Origin of the sequence: Brevibacterium oceani, from assembly GCF_017948325.1 — a bacterium.
GTDB lineage: Bacteria > Actinomycetota > Actinomycetes > Actinomycetales > Brevibacteriaceae > Brevibacterium > Brevibacterium oceani.
Genome location: NZ_CP072846.1, coordinates 3082460 through 3101858, shown reverse-complemented (window position 1 = coordinate 3101858; position 19399 = coordinate 3082460). Strand labels below are relative to the sequence as shown.

16 protein-coding genes are annotated in these 19399 nt (G+C 67.1%); 10 read left to right on the top strand and 6 right to left on the bottom strand.

Annotated features, from left to right (window positions below; translation table 11 throughout):
• Positions 1 to 93 precede the first annotated feature (93 nt).
• From J9314_RS13780 to J9314_RS13760, 5 genes are all read left to right on the top strand, one after another.
• Positions 94 to 1452, top strand: coding sequence for an ABC transporter substrate-binding protein (locus tag J9314_RS13780; RefSeq protein ID WP_210602934.1), 1359 nt, complete (start codon positions 94 to 96; stop codon positions 1450 to 1452).
• Positions 1453 to 1609: 157 nt separating this feature from the next.
• Complete coding sequence (locus J9314_RS13775) at positions 1610 to 2551, top strand: carbohydrate ABC transporter permease (RefSeq protein WP_246490397.1); 942 nt, start codon at positions 1610 to 1612, stop codon at positions 2549 to 2551.
• Positions 2548 to 3507: a carbohydrate ABC transporter permease gene (locus J9314_RS13770; protein WP_246490396.1), complete on the top strand. Its 960-nt coding sequence runs from the start codon at positions 2548 to 2550 to the stop codon at positions 3505 to 3507. The genes J9314_RS13775 and J9314_RS13770 overlap by 4 nt, the downstream gene beginning before the upstream one ends.
• Positions 3504 to 5072 (top strand): mannitol dehydrogenase family protein, encoded by a 1569-nt coding sequence (locus tag J9314_RS13765; RefSeq protein WP_210602933.1) that lies wholly within the window; start codon positions 3504 to 3506, stop codon positions 5070 to 5072. The genes J9314_RS13770 and J9314_RS13765 overlap by 4 nt, the downstream gene beginning before the upstream one ends.
• Before the next feature lie 122 nt (positions 5073 to 5194).
• A complete protein-coding gene (locus J9314_RS13760) occupies positions 5195 to 6823 on the top strand; it encodes a glycoside hydrolase family 3 N-terminal domain-containing protein (protein WP_246490395.1) in 1629 nt (542 codons plus the stop codon).
• Between the two features lie 56 nt (positions 6824 to 6879).
• Here J9314_RS13760 and J9314_RS13755 read toward each other — a convergent pair whose 3' ends face one another.
• The 3 genes from J9314_RS13755 to J9314_RS13745 form a co-directional block, all read right to left on the bottom strand.
• Positions 6880 to 7770 (bottom strand): C40 family peptidase, encoded by an 891-nt coding sequence (locus J9314_RS13755; protein WP_210602932.1) that lies wholly within the window; start codon positions 7768 to 7770, stop codon positions 6880 to 6882.
• Positions 7771 to 8199: 429 nt separating this feature from the next.
• Positions 8200 to 9033: a sulfurtransferase gene (locus J9314_RS13750; RefSeq protein ID WP_210602931.1), complete on the bottom strand. Its 834-nt coding sequence runs from the start codon at positions 9031 to 9033 to the stop codon at positions 8200 to 8202.
• A complete protein-coding gene (locus J9314_RS13745) occupies positions 9030 to 10259 on the bottom strand; it encodes a class I SAM-dependent methyltransferase (RefSeq protein ID WP_210602930.1) in 1230 nt (409 codons plus the stop codon). Before J9314_RS13745 ends, J9314_RS13750 begins: the two co-directional genes overlap by 4 nt.
• Positions 10260 to 10475: 216 nt before the next feature.
• Between J9314_RS13745 and rsmA the strand changes: the two genes are divergently transcribed.
• Genes rsmA through J9314_RS13730 form a run of 3 tightly spaced genes read left to right on the top strand, consistent with a single transcriptional unit; the run spans position 10476 to position 13002 of the window.
• Entirely contained in the window at positions 10476 to 11336 is an 861-nt protein-coding gene (gene rsmA / locus J9314_RS13740) for a 16S rRNA (adenine(1518)-N(6)/adenine(1519)-N(6))-dimethyltransferase RsmA (protein WP_210602929.1), read from the top strand.
• Entirely contained in the window at positions 11333 to 12283 is a 951-nt protein-coding gene (locus tag J9314_RS13735) for a 4-(cytidine 5'-diphospho)-2-C-methyl-D-erythritol kinase (RefSeq protein WP_210602928.1), read from the top strand. Before rsmA ends, J9314_RS13735 begins: the two co-directional genes overlap by 4 nt.
• Entirely contained in the window at positions 12280 to 13002 is a 723-nt protein-coding gene (locus tag J9314_RS13730) for a FadR/GntR family transcriptional regulator (protein ID WP_246490394.1), read from the top strand. Before J9314_RS13735 ends, J9314_RS13730 begins: the two co-directional genes overlap by 4 nt.
• A 48-nt stretch (positions 13003 to 13050) precedes the next feature.
• Here the strand turns inward: J9314_RS13730 and J9314_RS13725 are convergent, their stop codons facing one another.
• Both J9314_RS13725 and J9314_RS13720 read right to left on the bottom strand, forming a co-directional pair.
• Complete coding sequence (locus tag J9314_RS13725) at positions 13051 to 14454, bottom strand: GntP family permease (protein WP_210602927.1); 1404 nt, start codon at positions 14452 to 14454, stop codon at positions 13051 to 13053.
• 56 nt (positions 14455 to 14510) lie between these two features.
• A complete protein-coding gene (locus J9314_RS13720; RefSeq protein WP_210602926.1) occupies positions 14511 to 15053 on the bottom strand; it encodes a gluconokinase in 543 nt (180 codons plus the stop codon).
• A 125-nt stretch (positions 15054 to 15178) separates the two neighbouring features.
• On the opposite strand from J9314_RS13720, the gene gndA reads away from it, so the two are divergent.
• Both gndA and J9314_RS13710 read left to right on the top strand, forming a co-directional pair.
• Entirely contained in the window at positions 15179 to 16729 is a 1551-nt protein-coding gene (gene gndA / locus J9314_RS13715; protein WP_210605683.1) for an NADP-dependent phosphogluconate dehydrogenase, read from the top strand.
• A 151-nt stretch (positions 16730 to 16880) separates the two neighbouring features.
• Positions 16881 to 18023, top strand: a complete 1143-nt coding sequence (locus J9314_RS13710) for an alanine--glyoxylate aminotransferase family protein (protein ID WP_210602925.1) — start codon at positions 16881 to 16883, stop codon at positions 18021 to 18023.
• Positions 18024 to 18214: 191 nt separating this feature from the next.
• Here J9314_RS13710 and J9314_RS13705 read toward each other — a convergent pair whose 3' ends face one another.
• Complete coding sequence (locus J9314_RS13705; RefSeq protein ID WP_210602924.1) at positions 18215 to 19264, bottom strand: homocysteine S-methyltransferase family protein; 1050 nt, start codon at positions 19262 to 19264, stop codon at positions 18215 to 18217.
• Positions 19265 to 19399: the final 135 nt, after the last annotated feature.

The window sequence follows — 19399 nt, the reverse complement described above, 5'->3', positions numbered from 1 at the left end:
TATTGCACATATGAGCACCGATGCTCATATGAATTTCTCGAAGCGAACCCGATGGCGGGCGGCAATCCCGCGATGATGAGGGAAGGCACAACGATGAAACACCAGATCACGGGCCGAGGCGCCACCTGGGCGGCCATCGGCATGGTCGGAGCACTCGCACTCTCTGGGTGCGGCGGGGCCGGCGGCAGCTCCAGCGGCGGGGGAGGCGATGAGGTCAATGTCCTCATGGTCAACAATCCGCAGATGCAGGACCTGCAGAAGCTCACGGCCGACCACTTCACCAAGGACACCGGCATCAAGGTCAATTACACCGTGCTGCCGGAGAACGAGGTGCGAGCGAAGATCGGACAGGAATTCGCCGCCCAAGCCGGCAACTACGACGTCGCGTCGATGTCGAACTACGAAGTCCCGACGTATGCGAACAACAAGTGGCTGACCCCCATGGACGAGGGCGTCGCCGATGCCGAGGGCTTCGACCAGGACGACATCCTCACCCCCATGGCCGAATCGCTGAGCGTCGATGACACGATCTACGGCGAACCATTCTACGGTGAGGGCTCGTTCCTCATGTACCGCACGGACATCTTCGACAAGGCCGGAGTCGAGATGCCGGAGAACCCGACCTGGGACGAGGTCGCGAAGCTCGCGGCGAAGGTCGACGGGGCGGAGAAGGGCACGAAGGGCATCTGCCTGCGCGGCCTGCCCGGCTGGGGCGAGATGTTCGCTCCGCTGACCACGGTGGTCAACACCTTCGGCGGCACCTGGTACGACGAGGACTGGAACGCCCAGGTCGATTCGAAGGAGTTCAAGGAAGCCACGAACTTCTACGTCGACCTCATCAAGGACCACGGCGAATCCGGTGCCCCTCAGGCCGGGTACACCGAATGCCTGACGAACCTGCAGCAGGGCAAGGTCGCCATGTGGTACGACTCGACCGCCGCCACCGGCACCCTCGAAGCCGATGACTCACCGGTCAAGGGCAAGATCGGCTATGTCGCCGCACCGGTGAAGGAGACCGAGTCGAGCTCGTGGCTCTACACCTGGGCCTGGGGCATCCAGGCCGCCGGCAAGAACCAGGACGCCGCGAAGCAGTTCGTCGCATGGGCCTCGTCGAAGGACTACGAGGAGACCGTGGCCGAAGAGCTCGGCTGGCAGCACGTGCCGGCCGGCAAACGGACCTCGACCTATGAGAACGCGGACTATCAGAAGGCCGCGAAACCCTTCTACAAGCAGACCGAGGACGCCATCAACTCGGCCGATCCGGAGAACCCGGGTGTCCAGCCGCGGCCGACACTGGGCGTGCAGTTCGTGACGATCCCGGAGTTCGCGGACCTCGCCACAGGCATCTCCGAAGACGTCAGCTCCGCCATCGCCGGACGCACCACCGCGGACAAGGCGCTGGAGAAGGGCCAGAAGGAAGCCGAGAAGGTCGGAGACAAATACAAGAAGTGACCGTGCGGCCACAGCGTTGACTGCGCAGCCTCGGGGCGGATGATCGACCCCGCCCCGAGGCACAGGCCCTCGCCCGCGCAGACCCTGCCCCCGAGGAGCGACCCCAGCCCCGAGGCCGCACCCGCTTCAGCCCCACCACCGCCCCACAATGCGAAGGATGTTCGACGTGTCAGCACCCGCCGCCGAGCGTGCATCGAGACCGATCACGCCGCCGAAGACCCCAGCCAAGGACCGATGGCTCAAACGCGCGCCCATGCTGCCGGCGCTGATCTTCGTCATCATCGTCACCCAGATCCCGTTCGCGATCACGATCATCATCTCGTTCATGAACTGGAACGCGGCCTACCCCGATGACATCGCCTTCGGCACGCTCCAGAACTACGTCACCGTGTTCACCGACTCGAACCTGCTGCGAGCCGTGCTCGTCACCGTCGGACTCACGGTCGGGGTGGTGCTCGCCTCGGCGCTGTTGGGGTTGGGCATCGCGCTGCTGCTCGACCGGAAGTTCATCGGCCGCGGATTCGTCCGCACCCTGATGATCACCCCGTTCCTCGTCGTGCCCGTGGCCGCGGCGCTGCTGTTCAAGCACGCGATCTTCAACCCCTCGTACGGTCTGCTCAACGGGCTGCTGACCGTGGTCTTCGGTGACAACGCCCCGCAGCCGGACCTCATGTCCTCCTCACCGCTGCTGGGTATCGGGCTCGTGCTCGTGTGGCAGTGGACGCCGTTCATGATGCTCATCATGCTCGCCGGACTCCAGTCACGGCCGATGGACGTCTACGAGGCGGCGCTCGTCGACGGCGCCGGACCCTGGCAGACCTTCCGCTTCATCACTCTGCCGCACCTGCGCCGCTACATCGAACTCGCCGCCCTGCTGGGCACGATCTACATCGTGCAGAACTTCGACATGGTCTTCACCATGACCTCCGGCGGACTGGGCACCGCCACCCTGCCCTACGTCATCTACCAGGAGTTCTTCGTCGCGCAGGACTACGGAGTCTCCTCGGCCGTCGGCGTCATCGTCGTCATCGCCTCGCTCATCATCGCGACCTTCGCCCTGCGCACCGCATCCACCCTGCTCAAGGAGGAGAACTCATGAGCACCCCCGAGACCCAGGCGCCCCTGAGCACCCGCCCCGAGCCCGGCATCACCCCCACCCCGACCGAACCCGGCTCACCCGGTTCCGTGGGGCCGCCTCGGCGGAAGGCGAACGCACCGAGGCGGCCCGGCCAAGGTCGGACCGGAAAGATCCTGCTCGGCCTGCTGGCCTGGCTCGTCGGGCTGCTGTTCGTCTCACCGCTGTTGTGGATGCTGCTGACCAGCCTCCACGCCGAGACCGACGCATCGACGAACCCGCCGAGCTTCTTCGCCCCGCTCACACTCGACTCGTATGTGAACTTCTTCGGCGGCGGCAACGGCGCGAACCCGTGGCCGTTCCTCATCAACTCCGCCGTGGCCGCGATCGTCTCGACCCTCATCGTCCTCGTCCTGTCGACGATGGCCGCGTATTCCCTGGCCATCCGTCGCATCGAACGCTGGTCCGATGTGCTCTTCTTCCTGCTGTCGACGAAGATGCTGCCGATGGTCGCCGGTCTCCTGCCCGTCTACCTCGTCGCGAAATCAACCGGCATCCTCGACACGTGGCTGCTGCTCATCATCATCTACTCGGCGATGAACATGCCGATCGCGGTGTGGATGATGCGCTCCTTCCTCGCCGAGGTGCCCATCGAAGTCCTCGAGGCCGCCGAACTCGACGGCGCGCGGCTGCCACGCGTGTTCGTGCAGATCCTGCTGCCGCTGACCGCGCCGGGACTGGCCGCCACGGCGCTCATCTGCTTCATCTTCTCGTGGAACGAACTCCTCTTCGCCACCGTGCTCACCTCGACCGCGGCATCGACGGCTCCGGTGTTCCTCACGAGCTTCGTCACCTCCCAGGGGCTGTTCCTGTCCCAGGTGTGCGCGGCCTCGCTCATCATCTCCGTGCCGGTGCTCGTCGCCGGAATCGCCGCCCAGGACAAACTCGTCCAGGGCCTGTCCATGGGAGCCGTCAAATGACCGCACCGACCCCTGCCGGAAACCCCGATCCCCGCCGAGGCGGCCCCACCCTGGCCGCGTCCGCGCAGAACCTCGATCTGTCTGAGCAGAACCTCGCCGAGGTGGCCGACCGCGGTATCACCGTGCCCACCTATGATCGGTCGGCAGTGCGGCCGGGCATCGTCCACTTCGGGGTCGGAGGTTTCCACCGAGCGCATATGGCGATGGTCCTCGACGACCTCATGCAGGCAGGATCGGCCACCGATTGGGGGATCGTCGGCGCCGGTGTGCTGCCCCACGATATTGCGATGCGTGATGCGCTGGCCGGCCAGGACCACCTCTATTCGCTCACCCTCAAACACCCGGACGGTGCCAAGGAACGGAGGGTCATCGGGTCGATCATCGACTACCGGTTCGGTCCCGACGATCCTGCCGGCCTCCTCGAGCTGCTGACCGATCCGACGATCCGCATCGTCTCGCTCACCGTCACCGAGGGCGGGTACAACGTCAACCCCGTCACCGGGAAGTTCATCACCGATGAACCGACGATCGCTGCGGACGCCGAGGCGCTGCGGGCCGGTACACTGCCGGCGACGGTCTTCGGGTATGTCGTCGCCGCGCTGAGGCAGCGACGGGAGGCCGGCACTCCGGCGTTCACGGTGCAGTCGTGTGACAACATCTCGGAAAACGGGGAGGTCGCCGCGAAGATGTTCACGGCCTTCGCCCGTCTAGTCGATTCCGAACTCGCCGAGTGGATCGAAGCGAACGTGGCCTTCCCGAACTCGATGGTCGACCGGATCACTCCGGCCACCACCGATGCGGACCGTGCTGAGCTGCTCACCGACACCGGTCTCACCGATGCCTGGCCAGTCGTGGCCGAACCCTTCTTCCAATGGGTGCTCGAAGACGCCTTCACCGACGGTCGCCCGCCGTACGAACAGGCACGGGTTCAGGTCGTCGACGACGTCAAACCGTATGAGCACATGAAGCTGCGGCTGCTCAACTCCGGACACCAAGGATTGGCGTACTTCGGTCTGCTCGGCGGGTACACCTTCGCGCACGAAGCGATGGCGAACCCGGACATCCCGGCCTACCTGCGCCGGTACATGGATGACGAGGGCACACCGAGCCTGGCACCCCTGCCCGGCATCGACCTCGAGGAGTACAAGGACACGCTCATCGAACGGTTCAGCAACCCAGAGATCCGCGACACTCTCGCCCGCCTCGGCGCCGAATCCTCCGACCGCATCCCCAAATGGCTGCTTCCCGTGGTCAGGGACAACCTCGCCTCGGGCCATCCCGTCGAGGTGGCCGCGGCGATCTGCGCCTCCTGGGCCCGCTACGCCGAAGGCCACGACGAGACCGGCGGTCGGTTCACCATCGTCGACCGCTACGCCGAGGAGCTGCAGGCGGTCGCGAGCACACAGGACGCCGACCCGCTCGCCTTCATCCGACAGGAGCAGTTCTTCGGGGATGTCGCCGAAGATCCGCGCTTCACCGAACCGTACCTCGCGGCACTGACATCACTGCACGCACGTGGAGCGAAGGAGACCGTGCGGCGCTTGGCCGCCGGCGAAGCGCTGTAAGCAGCCCGGCTCGGGAAAGCTGAGGGGGTCGGCCCGAGCAGGTCGGCACTGTCGGGTTGTGGGCTCGTCCTGGTGAGCAGTTCAATGGGCGCCGAGTCAGGGTCAGCGTCTAGCATGGAGGCATGTTGCGTTCTCGCCTGAGCATTCTGGCCCTGACCACGACTCTCGCGCTCGCCGGCTGTTCCGGTTCGACATCCGCGCCCGACGGGGAGAAGTCCCCGAACGGATCCGGCCAGCAGGCAGAGGCGCAGACCGAGCAGACTCCGCAGCAGGACCCTGCCGACATCGATCCGTCCGATTACGAAGATGAAGCCGCCGAAATCGTCGACGGCTTCTCCGATGACGAACTCGCCGGCTCCCTCATCGTCGGCACGTGGAACGGCACCGACACGCAGACTCCGGTGGACATGATCAAGCAGAACCACCTCGGCGGAGTCATCGTCATGGGGTACAACCTGTCTGAGAATCCGACGAGTGACCAGGTCACGGGGCTGACGAAAGCGCTCAAGGGTGCGCGCACGAAGGGTCAGCCGGTGTCGATCGGCGTCGACCAGGAGGGCGGCCCGGTGTCCCGGCTGAGTTCGGCGGCACTGCCGTTCCCACCACTCATGGGGCTGGCCGCGACCGATGACTCCGATCTCATCACCGAAGCGACGACGGTGCAGGGGCAGAACCTCACCGACCTCGGCTTCACCATCGACTTCGCCCCGGACTCCGATGTCACCGTGGGGCCGAAGGACAAGGCGATCAACGTCCGCTCGGCCGGCACCGACCACAAGGACGCCGCCGACGTCGTGGCCGATGCGGTCACCGGGTACAAGGCCGGCGGGGTCGGCAGCTCGGCGAAGCATTTCCCCGGCCACGGCCGCCTCGGCGTGGATTCGCATGAGAGCCTGCCCGTGTCGGAGAAATCGATCGACGAGCTCGAGGACACGGACCTTCTGCCGTTCAAATCCGCGGTCGAGGCCGACGTGCCGATGGTGATGATGGGCCACATCGGCCTGCCCGATGCGAAGACCACCCCGGCCACACTCAATAAGAAGGCGTATTCGGCGCTGCGGGACAAACTCGACTTCGACGGCGTCATCATCACCGACGCTCTGAACATGAAGGCCGTGCCGCAGAATCTCAAGGGCGGGGAGACCGTCAAGGCGCTCGCCGCCGGCGCGGACCTCGCGCTCATGCCACCGGACTCGGGTGCCGCGCAGAAGGCGATCGTCACAGCCATGGGTGATGGGACGCTGAAGAAGAAGGACCTCGAGGAGAAGTCCGAACGCGTCGTCGCCATGCAGCTGGCCACCGCGGAAGCGCAGAAGAGCGTGAAGGCGGAGGACTCGGGAGAGTCCGGGAACGGTTCCGACGGGAAGAAGACCCTCACCGAGGTGGCCGAGAAGTCCCTGACCGTGCTCAAGGGCGAATGCTCCTTCGACGGTACGGACTCGCTCTCGATCGTCGGAGGCAGCGACAAGGAGAAGGCCGAACTGACGAAGGCGGCCGAGGACGTCGGACTGAGCGTCGGATCGGGCGGAACTTCGGTGAGCCTGAGTCCGTCGACCTCAGCCGATGTTGCCGTCGGCACCGCGGCCCCATGGACGATGCGCAGCACCTCGGCGAAGTCGGCGGTGACCGCCTATGATTCGAACCCCTACGCGTTGAAAGCCGTGGCGAAATGGCTCAAGGGCGACCTCAAGGCTTCGGGCAAACTGCCCGCTGAGTACGAGGGAAGCGACGCGGCACCCGACTGCGGGTGAGCAGAGAAAACCCCTCGCCGGTGAGAGTGCCGACGAGGGGCTCTGGTGGAAACAGATCAGAGGACGCGGATGAACTGGGCGCCCTGCGCTGTCATCCAATCGACGCTGCGGTAGCTGGTGTCTACGCGTGAGTTCCCGGCGTCGTACATCATGCCGTCGCCTGCGTAGATGCCGACATGTCCCGGTGACCAGATGATGTCGCCCGCCTTCGCCTCGGAGGCCGAGACGGTCTGCCCGGCGCCCTTCTGCGCCGAAGACGTGCGCGGCAGATTCACGCCGACCTTGCCGTAGACGTACGAGGTGTAACCGGAGCAGTCCCATCCGCTGGGCGAGGTTCCGCCGGAGACGTATGGAGTGCCGACGTACTGCTTCGCGATGGCGATGACCTGCTCGGCCTTCGACCCGTCCGGAACCTTGACATCCCCGGAGCCGGAGTCCGCCCCGTCGTCCTTGCTCTTGTCCTTGCCTGAATCCGAGGGAGCGTCATCGTCGGATGACTTCTTGGGAGCGGTCGTCTCCTTCGGCTCGTCGGACGAATCCTCTGCGGGCGCCGGGGCGGCAGTGGTCGTCGGCTCTGGGTCGGGCTTCGGCTTGGGTTTGGGCTTCGGCTTGGGGGCAGCCTCGGCGGTGACGGTGCCGGCGTCGACGGTGACCGCAGCGCCGTGATCGCCGGACTTCGATTCGCTGCCGGCGTCGATGGTCGGTGTCTGATTCCTGAACTCGACCGGCGCTTGCTTCTCGGTCTCGGCGGATACCGAAGCCTCGTCGTCGGTTCCCTGCCCTGCTGCGGGCAGGACTGCTGCGGTGAGCAGACCGCCGCTGGCGGCCACCACTGCAGCCCGGCGGCCGAATGCTCCGGAGTTCGCAGCGAGCAGTTCGCTCAGCTCGGTCAGCGGTGTCTTGGCCTTGGTAGCGGCGGCGCGGCGGCCGTGTTGCTTAGGTGCCACGGTTTCCTCTCATTGCCTGTCTGACTTGAACGATAGCCACCACTGTAACGAAGTTGTGATCTTCTGTCACGTTATTGTTACAAAAGGATTGCCGACGCCGGTTTTCGGTATCAGTCCAGGTCAGAGGGTTAATTGCGACATAATCAGTGGTGAGAGGGTTATGGTTTGAGCCGAGCCGGGCAAATGATTCGGCGCGTACTTCTTGCCCTGAATAACGTTTCGTGACATTCGCGGAGCGTGGATTCGTACTCCTCGAAGCGCGCTGGGCGTATGGCGAGCGGCCGAGTTCCGGACGATCTGTGCGGTGAAACCGGCCGAATTCCCGCACGAATCGTCCTGAACTCACCGGCATTGTCCCGAGAACAGAGCGGGAGACCTCGAGACAACACACAGGAGTGGCCCGCGCGCGGCAAGAAGCAATTCTCGGTTTCAGGCCCCGGTCTCGACGGGGCGATCCGGGTCGGCCGACCATCCGGACCAGCTGGCCGGGTAGAGACTCGCCTCGATTCCGAGGCTCGCCAAGGCCAAGGCGTTGTGGCAGGCGGTGACGCCGGAGCCGCAGTAGACGCCGACAGGTCCATCGAGGGCGCCGAGGTCGGCGAAACGTTCACGCAGCAGCGCCTCGGGCAGGAACGCCCCCGCGGGGACGTTGGCGGTGGCCGGGGCGTTCTTCGCCCCGGGGATGTGCCCGGCCTGCGGGTCCAGCGGTTCGGTCTCCCCGCGGAAGCGCTCACCGGCACGGGCATCGAGCAGCACGCCGTTCCACGCCGCGGCATCGTCGGCGTCGATGACGGGCAGGGAGCCGGGGGAGATCTCCACCGAACTCGGCTCCACCGCACGAGAGTCGCCTGTCTCGAGCTCACCGCCGGCCTCCCGGTAGGCGGCGAGTCCGCCGTCGAGAACGCGCGCGTTCAGCCCGGCCCATCGCAGCAGCCACCAGGCGCGAGCCGCGCCGAGCGAGGAATTGTCGTCATAGACCACGACCTCGGTGTCGGTGTCGATGCCCCACGTGCGCACCGTGTTCTCGAACGCCTCGGGGCTCGGCAGCGGGTGCCGGCCAGCGGTGGCATCGGTGCTGTCGTGGTCGGCGAGCTCAGTGTCGAGGTCGACGTAGATCGCGCCGGGGATGTGCCCGGCGGCGAAGTCGTCCCGGCCATCGGGTTTGGTCAGGGTCCAGCGGACGTCGAGCAGCCTCGGCGGGGGTGTCGATGTCAGTCGGCTCAGCAGCTCATCGGCGGTGATGAGGACGTCGGAGCGGGTCATGGTGTCTCCTTCTGCGGGTGCGTGAGCAGGACGACGTGCTTGTCGCCGAGGCGGGTGAACACGAGTGTCGCCTTGTCTCCTTTGGGCAGCTTGAGTTGGCGGCGCACCTGGTCGGGCACGATGTCGGCGCCGCGCTTCTTGATCACGACCGAGCCGATGCCGCGGGAGACGAGTTCCTTGCGCAGGCTCGGGATCTTCGCGGGCAGGATGTCGACGATCTCGTAGGCGGTGACTCCGGCGGCGGCGGGTCCGCTCGGTTCGACGTCGGTGGTCAGATACGCGATCGTCGGATTGAGCCGGCGGGCCTGCAGGGGTGCGCACAGGGCCGTGATGAGGCCGGCGCGCACGATCGCTCCATCGGGTTCGAGCAGGTACCGGCCGAGTTCTCCGATGCCCTCTTCATCCGTTTCGGGCAGATCGTCCTCGTGGACGAGGAGGGTGCGCTCGCCCATGATCAGCGCGCTGCGGCCTGGACGCTGCCGGGCGGTGCCGAAGTAGAGGCAGACCTCGACGACTTCGCCGTGGTGGGAGACCCATTGGGCTTCGGCTTCGGCGGGGATGAGGTCGTGGTCGAGGGCCGGGCCGAGCTTCACACCGGCGGCCTTCGCCTGCATCGCCTGGTCGACGACCCAGGACAGGGAGGGGGAGAAGGCCTCGGGGTCGGTGATGCGTGCTGTCGATCCGCGCTTGTCGGCCTTGCCGATCGTGCGGCGGGCCGGATCGAACCAGAGAGCGTCGAAACCGGCGAGGTCGACGTCCTCGGCGCGGGCATGCTCGACCGCGGCATCGGGAAGATGGCGGAGGTTGAAGGCGGCGATGGCGGCGGTGACCTCGTCGGCGTCGACGGCAGACACGTGGGCCCCCATTCCGGCGAAGGCGACCGAGTCCGCGCCGATACCGCACCCGAGGTCGGCGATGCGGAACGTCTCGTCGTCGGGAACCGCGCCGATGAGGCGGCGGGCGTGGTGGGCGGCGACCGGAAGCCGGGTGGCCTGGGCGAGCCCGTCGCGAGTGAAGAGCATGTCCTCGGCGAAGGGGCCGAGCTTCGCGGCCGCCTCTTTCCGCAGCTGAGCCTGGGTGAGCAGGGCCGCGGTCACCTCGGCGGAGTAGCCTTCTTTCCGCAGCGCCTTCGACCGGGCGAGGTCGTCGTCGGGCAGATCGTCGATGCGATCGAGCCGGTCGAGCACGGCGACGTCGAGCAGTTCGGTCAGAGTCTGCGGATCCATAGCCTTCACCCTATCGTCCGCGGGGTGGCCGCAGATACCTCGCCGAGGCGGCCCCGCCGTCCGCCCGGACGCAGACCTGTCCGCCCGGACGCGGGCCGGTCCGTGTGCGCTGGTGCGGGACGGCCCGTCCGCGCAGATGCGGCCCGGCCCGTCTGCCGCCGAACCGCCGGACGCGCGGTGATTGTGCCAGACGGACAGTGCTGTAAGTTGTTGGCTGTGACGTTACTGACCGCCCGCGACATCCGCGAACTTGCCGCTGACATCGGTCTGCGCCCGACGAAGCAGAAGGGGCAGAACTTCGTCATCGACCCCAATACCGTGCGCTCGATCGTCACCGCCGCCGGCCTCGAAGATGCTTCGAATGTCGTCGAGATCGGGCCGGGCCTCGGCTCGCTCACCCTCGGCCTCCTGGAGGCCGGGCACAGCGTCACCGCCGTCGAGATCGACGACGTGCTCGCACAGAAGCTGCCGAGCACCGTGGACAGGTATGCCGGTGCCGAAGCCCCATTCGCCCTGGTCAACGCCGATGCGCTCAGGGTCACCGAGCTGCCGGCCCCGAACAACCCCGACGCCCTCGTGGCGAACCTGCCGTACAACGTGGCCGTGCCCGTGCTCCTGCATTTCCTCGAGACCTTCCCGAGCCTGACCACCGTGCTCGTCATGGTCCAGCTCGAGGTCGCCGAGCGCCTGGCCGCCGCACCCGGCTCCCGCACCTACGGCGTCCCCAGCGTCAAGGCCCAGTGGTACGGCGATGTGCGCCTGGCCGGACGGATCGGCAAGAACGTGTTCTGGCCGGCTCCGAACATCGACTCCGGTCTCGTCCGCATCGACGTCACTCGCACCGACCGTGACCCGGCAATCCGCCGACGCCTCTTCACCCTCATCGATGCCGCCTTCGCCCAGCGCCGCAAGACCCTGCGGGCAGCCCTGTCCGGGTGGGCCGGGAGTGCGCAGCGGGCCGAGGAGCTGCTCACCGCCGCCGGCATCGACCCGAAGACCCGCGGCGAAGCGCTCGGCGTCGCCGACTTCGAACGCCTCGCAGCCGTCGCTGACCCCGCCGAGAGACCCTCGACATGACGACGCGGCTGCACCCGATTTCGACGGACCCCGCCCCGGTGAAGGTGTGGGCACCGGGGAAGATCAACGTCCACCTCGGTGTGGGCGGCGCCGCTGATGACGGGTATCACGAGCTCGCGACCGTGTTTCAGGCGCTCAACCTCGGCGAGACGCTGACCCTCATTCCCGGTGGGACGCGGTCGATCATCGTCCAGGGTCGTTACGCGGATGCCGCGGTTCCCAGCGATGAGTCGAACCTCGCCCGGCGCGCCGTCGACACCCTCATCGCCGCCCTCGAGGACGGCCGGGACGTCGACGTGCTGCGCGACCTCGACATCGTCATCGACAAACAGGTGCCGGTGGCCGGTGGAATGGGCGGGGGATCGGCGGACGCGGCCGCCGCGCTCGTCGGCGCCGCCCACCTCATCGGGGGAGTCGATGACGACGTCCTCCACGAGGCGGCCGTGGCCGTCGGTGCGGATGTCGCCTTCCTCCTGCGCGGGGGCACGGCCATCGGCCATGGGCGCGGGGAGAGACTCAGCCCCGTCCTCACCCGCGGGACCTTCCACTGGGTGATGGCCACCTCGGCGAGTCCGTTGCCGACCCCCGATGTCTACGCCCGCTTCGACGAACTCCACCCCACCCCGGTCCAGGCCGTCGTCCCTGACGAGGTGCTCACGGCGCTCGCCGCCGGCGAGCCGGAGGCGCTCGCGGCCAACGCGGCCAACGACCTCACCGAGGCAGCCGTGGCCTGCATGCCCGAGATCGCCGAGGTGATGGAGGCCGGGTGCGACGCCGGTGCCCTGCTGCCCCTGCTCAGCGGATCGGGGCCGACGATCGGATTCCTCGCCCGCGATGCCCACCATGCCCTCGACCTCGCGGTGCTGCTCCAGGCCACGCGCGGAGTCAACGAGGCCCTGCGCACGACCGGCCCGGCCCCCGGCGCGCACGTGGTGGCGGGATCGTGACGCGCAGTCCCCGCAATCTTCACGAGCACCTGCGAGACCAGGTCGGGCAGGACATCGTGGCCGGTCGACTGGCTGCGGGGACGATCGTCAAGGCCGAGGATCTGCGGGCCCGCTACGACGTGTCGTTGTCCGTCGTGCGCGAAGTCGTCCGCGTCCTCGAATCACTCGGCATGCTGCGGCCGGTCAAACGGGTCGGACTCGTCGTGCTCGCGATGCGTGAATGGACGCTGCTCGACCCGCTCGTCATCAGGTGGCGGATGACTGAGGCTCCGGCTGGGCAGCTGCGATCGCTGACCGAACTGCGCGTGGCCATCGAACCCGAGGCGGCGGCGCTGGCAGCACGGCATGCCACGGCCGAGGTCGCCGAGGAGATCATGACCCTGGCTGCGCGGATGCGCTCGAGCGGTCGGCAGGGAGATGTCGAGGCATTCCTCGATGCCGATGTCGCCTTCCACCGCGCGGTACTGGGCGCCGGTGGCAATGAGCTCTTCGCAGCCTTCGACACGGTCATCGGCGAGATCCTCGCCGGACGCACCGGAGCCGGACTCATGCCGCAGTTCCCGCACCCCGATGCCCTGCAGTGGCACTTCGACGTCGCCGACTCCATCGGCCGACAGGAGCCGGGCCGGGCGCGAGAGGCGATGGCGAAGATCGTCGCCAAAGCCGACGACGAGATGGGCAGCGTCTGGGCCGACGAACCCCGTCACCCCGGCCGCTGAAGCCGTCCGAATCGGGACTCGGACCTCAGTACGGGCTGACGAACCCGATCAGAACAGGCTGACGATCCCGTAGAGGGCGAGGCTGAACAGGAATCCGACGGTGCCGAGCAGCGTTTCGGCGACGGTCCATGTCTTCAGCGTCGTCTTCGTGTCCATGCCGAAGAAGCGAGAGACCAGCCAGAAGCCGGAATCGTTGACATGGCTGGCGAAGACCGAACCGGCGGCCAGCGAAAGCACGATGGCGACGACCTGCAGGCTCGAGAAATCCGGGTTGCCCACGACGATCGGCTGCACGAGCGCGGCCGCCGTGGTCAGCGCCACTGTGGCCGAACCCTGGGCGATGCGCACGATCGCGGCGATGACGAAGCCGGCGACGATGACCGGCAGACCGAACGAGGCGAGCGATTCGGCCAGGGAGTCGCCGATGCCGCTGGCGCGCAGGACACCGCCGAACATGCCGCCGGCGCCGGTGATGAGGATGATCGAGCAGACCGGTCCGAGGGCTGAGTCGACGACGGTCTCGACGAGGCTGGGCCCCTTGTTCTGTCGCCAGCCGAGCAGCCACATGGCCATGACGACGGTGATCAGCAGCGCGATCGGGGTCTCTCCGAGCAGGCGCAGGGACGCGACGAGCGTGGACTCGGTGTCGACCCAGCCGGCCTCCCCGGCAAAGTTGAGCCCGGTGTTGAGGAAGATGAGGATCAGCGGAAGGGCGAGCAGGACGATGACGTGGCCGAGCTTCGGCTTGGAGGAGAACTCGGCGAAGGCATCGTGCTTCCCGCCCGAGAGGACGTCGGGCACGGCGACGTCGATGCGCCGGCCGATGATGAGTCCGAAGAGGTAGCCGGCGAGGTACCAGGAGGGGATCGCGATGATGAGCCCGCAGATGAGGACGAGTCCGACGTTCGCCCCGAGCAGACCGGACGCGGCGACGGGGCCGGGGTGCGGGGGCACGAAGATGTGCATCGCGGAGAACGCCATCGCCGCGGGCATCGCGTAGAGGAGCAGGGAACCGCCGAGGCGGCGCGCGATCGTGAAGATGATCGGCAGCATGACGACGAGGCCGGCGTCGAAGAAGATGGGGAACCCGAAGAGCAGGGACGTCACTCCGAGTGCCAGCGGTGCGCGCTTCTCACCGAAGACTCGGATGAGGGAGTCGGTGAGCACCTCGGCGCCGCCGGAGAGTTCGAGCATGCGCCCGAGCATCGCGCCGAGTCCGACGAGCAGCGCGACGCTGGCAAGGGTGGAGCCGAAGCCGTCATAGAGGACATCGATGAGGTCGCCGGGGCGGATGCCTGCGGCCAGGGCAGTGAGCACGCTGACGATGACGAGGGCGATGAAGGCGTGCAGCCGCGCCTTGATGATGAGCAGGAGCAGCAGGGCGATGGCCACGGCGGCGAGTCCGAGGAGCGCCGGGGAGGACAGGGTCCAGGCCAAGTCGAGATCGGTCATTGTTCCTCTTCCTTGAGGTCAGGCGGACGGGTGGGCGGTGTGGTTGAGAATCATGATCACAGACCGTCGGTGCTGCCGGCTGAACCGGTGCGATCGAGACGGTCGAGCGCAACGAGGACGGCGTCGAGGACCGCCGGGATCGTCTGATCGACATCGACGACGGCGTGGGCCTCCTCGACCGCGAGGGGTTCGAGCGTGGCCAGCTGTGAGTCGAGCAGGTCCGGGGACATGAACTCGTGGTCGCGGCGGGCGAGATGGTCGGCGATGACATCTCGGGGACCATCGAGGTGGATGAAGACGAGGTCGGGCGCTGCCTTGCGCAGCAGGTCGCGGTAGGAGCGTTTGAGCGCCGAGCAGGCGATGACGGGTGCCGGCTCACGCCCGGCTTCGGCGGCCACGGAATCGAGCCAGGGGGCGCGATCGTCGTCGTCGAGCGGTGTCCCCGAAGCCATCTTGGCCTTGTTGGCCGCCGAGTGGAGATCATCGGCATCGACGAACGGGCGCTCGAGAGCCTGCGCCACCTGTGCGCCGAGGACGGTCTTGCCGGTTCCCGAGACACCCATGATGACGAGCGGCGAAGAGGAAGGGCGTTGACCCATGTCCGAAACCTCTCGATAAAATATGAGGAAAAACCTATAATCGCTTATTAAAACAGATTTATTGCACCGTAGTGCTGGTGGCGAGTGACTGTCAACAGCGCCGCTCCCAGGAAAGGGGAATGCAGATGAAGGCCGACGTCGCGGTGATCGGAACCGGTGTGATGGGGTCGAACCTGGCGCGCAACCTCGCTCGGTCCTCGGGCCACAGGGTGGCGATCTACGACCGCGACCTCGCCCGAGCGCAGTCGGTGGCAACGGACTTCCCCGAGGCTGAGTTCATCGTCGCCTCGAGTCCGGCCGACCTTGCCGACAAGCTCGCCGGCCCGCGCGTGGCCATCCTCATGGTCAATGCCGGACAGGCCACTGATTCGGCGATCGCCGACCTCACCGAGGTGTTCGCCCCCGGTGACATCATCGTCGACGGTGGCAATTCGCACTTCCAGGACACCATCGCCCGCGGCAGGCGGTTGGAGGACACGAGTATCGAGTTCGCCGGCGTCGGCATCTCCGGGGGAGAGGTCGGTGCCCTGCTCGGCCCCTCGCTCATGGTCGGCGGATCGGCCGCGGCGTGGGAGCGTCTGCGTCCGCTCCTCGAACCCATCGCGGCCAGGGCGGAGTCAGCGTCGGCCGACGATTCCGATGCGGTGGCCGATTCCGAATCGCCCGCCGTTTCCGGTGCGGCCGCCGACCCTGGTGCGGCCTGCGTCGCCCATATCGGCACCGATGGGGCCGGCCACTTCGTCAAGATGGTCCACAACGGCATCGAATACGCCGATATGCAGCTCATCGCCGAAGCGTTCACCCTCCTGCGTGACGGTCTCGGGATGGCCCCGACGGAGATCGCCGAGGTGTTTGCGCGCTGGAACGACACCGAGCTCGAGTCCTACCTCGTCGAGATCACCGCCGATGTGCTGGCCCACGTCGACGCCGCCTCGGGGCGGCCGTTCGTCGACATTGTCGCCGACGCGGCGAAGGCCAAGGGCACCGGTGCGTGGACAGCGCAGGCGGGCCTCGACCTCGGGGTTCCGGTGCCGACCATCGCCGAGGCGGTCTTCTCCCGTTCTCTGTCATCCGCGGCCGATCTGCGCGCCGAAGGCAGGCGGCTCGAGGGGCCGCGCCCCCATACTGACGCCGTCCCCGCCGACGGCGGCACTGTCGCTGTGACGACTGTTCCGGACGGTGACGAGCGTGCGGCACGCATCGACGAGATCGGACGGGCCCTGCTGTTGGGCAAGGTGATGGCCTACGTGCAGGGCTTCCACGAGATCTCGGCCGGTGCGGACGAACACGGGTGGGAGGTCGACCTCGGCGAGCTCGCCTCCATCTGGCGGGCCGGGTGCATCATCCGGGCGCGCCTGCTCGATCGCATCGTCGACGCCTACGGCACCGAGGCCCGGGCTGCGACCCTGCTCGCCGATGGCTATGTCCGCGACGTCGCCGGACGGTGTCAGGATGCTCTGCGCTCGACTGTGATCCGTGCGATCGGCCGCGGGATTCCGGTGCCCGGGCTCACCTCGACCCTGGCCTACTACGACGGGCTGCGTACCGAGGCCGGCAGTGCGGCGCTGATCCAGGCGCAGCGGGACCGCTTCGGCTCTCACACGTATGCGCGCAAGGACCGTCCGGGAGTCTTCCATACTCTGTGGTCGGGGGATCGCAGCGAAGTCGAAATCTGAACGGTCAGCCGCCTCGGCGACGGGGATGTGAGCGTCCGGGTCGCCCCGGTCAGGGGCGAGACCGGCGTCGGGCCGCCTCGGCGACGGTCGATTCGGTCTCATGCCGCGACGCCGGTGGCCGGAATGCCGAATGAGTGGCTATGTTAGAACCATGACTTTGCCACACGAAGATGTTGACCCAGACGGCCTGCTCGAATACTCGGTGGTCTTCACCGACCGCTCGCTCAACCACATGTCGAAGAGGTTCGTGTCCGTGATGCAGGACATCACCAGGATCCTGCGCTCGGCCTACGACGCCGAGTCCGTGGCCATCGTCCCCGGCGGCGGCAGCTACGCGATGGAATCGGTGGCCCGCCAGCTCGCCACCGGCAAGAAGGCGCTCATCGTGCGCAACGGTCTGTTCTCCTTCCGCTGGTCGCAGATCCTCGACGCGGGAGCCATCGCGTCGGAGACGACCGTGCTCAAGGCCTCGGCCGACAGCTCCGAGCACCAGTCGGCATGGTCACCGGCCCCCGTCGCCGAGGTGGTCGCCGCCATCGAGGCCGAGAAGCCCGACGTCGTATTCGCTCCCCACGTCGAGACCGCCTCGGGGATGCTGCTGCCCGATGACTACGTCCGGGCCGTCGCCGAGGCCGTGCATTCGGTCGGTGGCCTCTTCGTCCTCGACTGCATCGCCTCGGGTGCGATGTGGGCGTCGATGACCGACCTCGGCGTCGATGTGCTCATCTCCGCTCCGCAGAAGGGCTGGAGCGGTTCGCCTTGCGCCGGCTACGTCATGCTGAGCTCGGCCGGTCGGGCCGCGGTCGAAGCATCGACGTCGACGAGCTTCGCGATGGACCTGAAGAAGTGGCTGTCGATCGCCGACGACTACGAGGAGGGGCGGACCCCGTACCACGCGACGATGCCGACCGATGCGCTCACGCACAATGTCGAACTCATGCGCGAGACCGAGGAGCGCGGCTTCGACAAACTCGAATCGGCGCAGCGTGAGCTCGGAGAACGCGTGCGGCGGGTCTTCGCCGATCGCGGTCTGCCCTCGGTGGCCTCGGACGAGTTCGCCTCGCCGAGCGTGGTCGTCGTCCACACCGACAACCCGAAGCTGGCCACCGGAGCCGACTTCAAGGAAGTCGGGGTCCAGATCGCTGCGGGAGTGCCGCTGCAGTGCGATGAACCCGAGGACTTCTCGTCCTTCCGCATCGGCCTGTTCGGTCTCGACAAGCTCGGTGACATCGACGGCACGGTCGCCCGCCTCGAAGCCGCCCTCGACTCGATCGGCGTGACGCCCCAGGGCTGAGCGTCGGCGACGTTCGCAGTCGACAACACCGCCTGCCGCGGGCGTCGTCGCCCGCGTCACGTCCTACAGGTAACCGCAACACACACACTCAGCGCCATAACCTCCCGTTCCAACGAGAGGTTATGGCGCTGAGTGTATGTAGAGCAGCTGCCGGTGAGGGATGCTGCGCTGCGAGGCGGTGTCGCCCAGCCTCAGGCGGTGTCGCCGAGGGCGACGACGTTCTCGGCGAGACGTTCGTTGTCGCCGTACATGAAGTGGTTGCGCATGTTCTCGGAGAACCGGCTGGCGTCGGTGGTCAGGCCGACGGCTTCGGCGACCTCACGGATGTGCATCGGGGTCGCCCCGCAGCACACGCCGATGTAGTTGACGCCGAGTCCGTAGGCTTCCTTGGCGAACGCGCCGATCTCGTAGCGGTTGGTCTGCAGCGGATCGAGCGCGGTCGGGAACGTGCGTCCGTGCGGGGAGGCCACCTCGGCGCGGGGATCGGAGAGGTTGAAGAACGTCGGCTCGTCGGCTGTGGTGCGGTAGGGGATCGGCAGGGCGCCGACGTGACAGGACACGGCCTCACGGATCTGCTTCAGCCACGGGAGCATCGTCGCGGGCCCGCGGAAGCAGTTGAGTCCGACGACGTCGACGCCGAGCTGCTCGAGCTTCTGCGCGGTCTCGACGATCCCGACTCCGTCGGCCATCTCCTGGAACGCCATCGGTGCGAGGGTGAGGACGACGGGCAGGCCGCTGGCCTTGGCGATCTCGGCGGCGGCGATGGCCTCACCGGCGAAATAGAAGGTTTCGCCGATGATGAGGTCGGCACCTTCCTCGACGGCCCAGCCGACCATTTCGGCGAACATCGAGCGGACCTCGTTCTGCTTGGCCTCGTCGGCGGGGTCCCAGATGTTCGAGTTCGAGATGTTACCGGCCATGAAGTTCCCGGGCTTGCCGTCCGCAACGGACCGGGCGATCTGCAGGGCCGAGCGGTTGAGCGGCTCGAGGAGGTCTTCCTTGCCGATGACGCGCATCTTCTCGCGGTGACCGTTGTAGGTGAAGGCCTCGACGATGTCCGAGCCGGCGCGCTGGAAGTCGACGTGGAGGCTGCGCAGAGCATCGGGGAACTCGAGGGCCACCTCGGGGACGAATTCGCCGGCCGAGAGGTAGCCGCGCTTCTCGAGCTCGAAGAGGAAGCCTTCGGCGCAGATCACGGGGCCCGCGTCGAGGCGTTGGGTCAGTGCGTTTGTCGCGGTCATGGGTGCTCTCCGATTCGATGGTGGGGGATCGTCCATGTCCGGGTGGCGACCCAGACCACAGAATCACACCATCAATCGCTGCGGCGATGTCCGTCACAATGACATATTCCGACGTCACAGCCTTGAGAGGGCGAG

Coding starts and splice junctions, on each gene's coding strand:
- J9314_RS13780 (WP_210602934.1), top strand. CDS start 94: ATGAAACACCAGATCACGGGCCGAGGCGCCACCTGGGCGGCCATCGGC.
- J9314_RS13705 (WP_210602924.1), bottom strand. CDS start 19,264: ATGACCGCGACAAACGCACTGACCCAACGCCTCGACGCGGGCCCCGTG.
- J9314_RS13745 (WP_210602930.1), bottom strand. CDS start 10,259: ATGGATCCGCAGACTCTGACCGAACTGCTCGACGTCGCCGTGCTCGAC.
- J9314_RS13750 (WP_210602931.1), bottom strand. CDS start 9,033: ATGACCCGCTCCGACGTCCTCATCACCGCCGATGAGCTGCTGAGCCGA.
- J9314_RS13760 (WP_246490395.1), top strand. CDS start 5,195: ATGTTGCGTTCTCGCCTGAGCATTCTGGCCCTGACCACGACTCTCGCG.
- J9314_RS13720 (WP_210602926.1), bottom strand. CDS start 15,053: ATGGGTCAACGCCCTTCCTCTTCGCCGCTCGTCATCATGGGTGTCTCG.
- J9314_RS13710 (WP_210602925.1), top strand. CDS start 16,881: ATGACTTTGCCACACGAAGATGTTGACCCAGACGGCCTGCTCGAATAC.
- J9314_RS13765 (WP_210602933.1), top strand. CDS start 3,504: ATGACCGCACCGACCCCTGCCGGAAACCCCGATCCCCGCCGAGGCGGC.
- gndA (WP_210605683.1), top strand. CDS start 15,179: ATGAAGGCCGACGTCGCGGTGATCGGAACCGGTGTGATGGGGTCGAAC.
- J9314_RS13770 (WP_246490396.1), top strand. CDS start 2,548: ATGAGCACCCCCGAGACCCAGGCGCCCCTGAGCACCCGCCCCGAGCCC.
- J9314_RS13735 (WP_210602928.1), top strand. CDS start 11,333: ATGACGACGCGGCTGCACCCGATTTCGACGGACCCCGCCCCGGTGAAG.
- J9314_RS13775 (WP_246490397.1), top strand. CDS start 1,610: ATGTTCGACGTGTCAGCACCCGCCGCCGAGCGTGCATCGAGACCGATC.
- J9314_RS13725 (WP_210602927.1), bottom strand. CDS start 14,454: ATGACCGATCTCGACTTGGCCTGGACCCTGTCCTCCCCGGCGCTCCTC.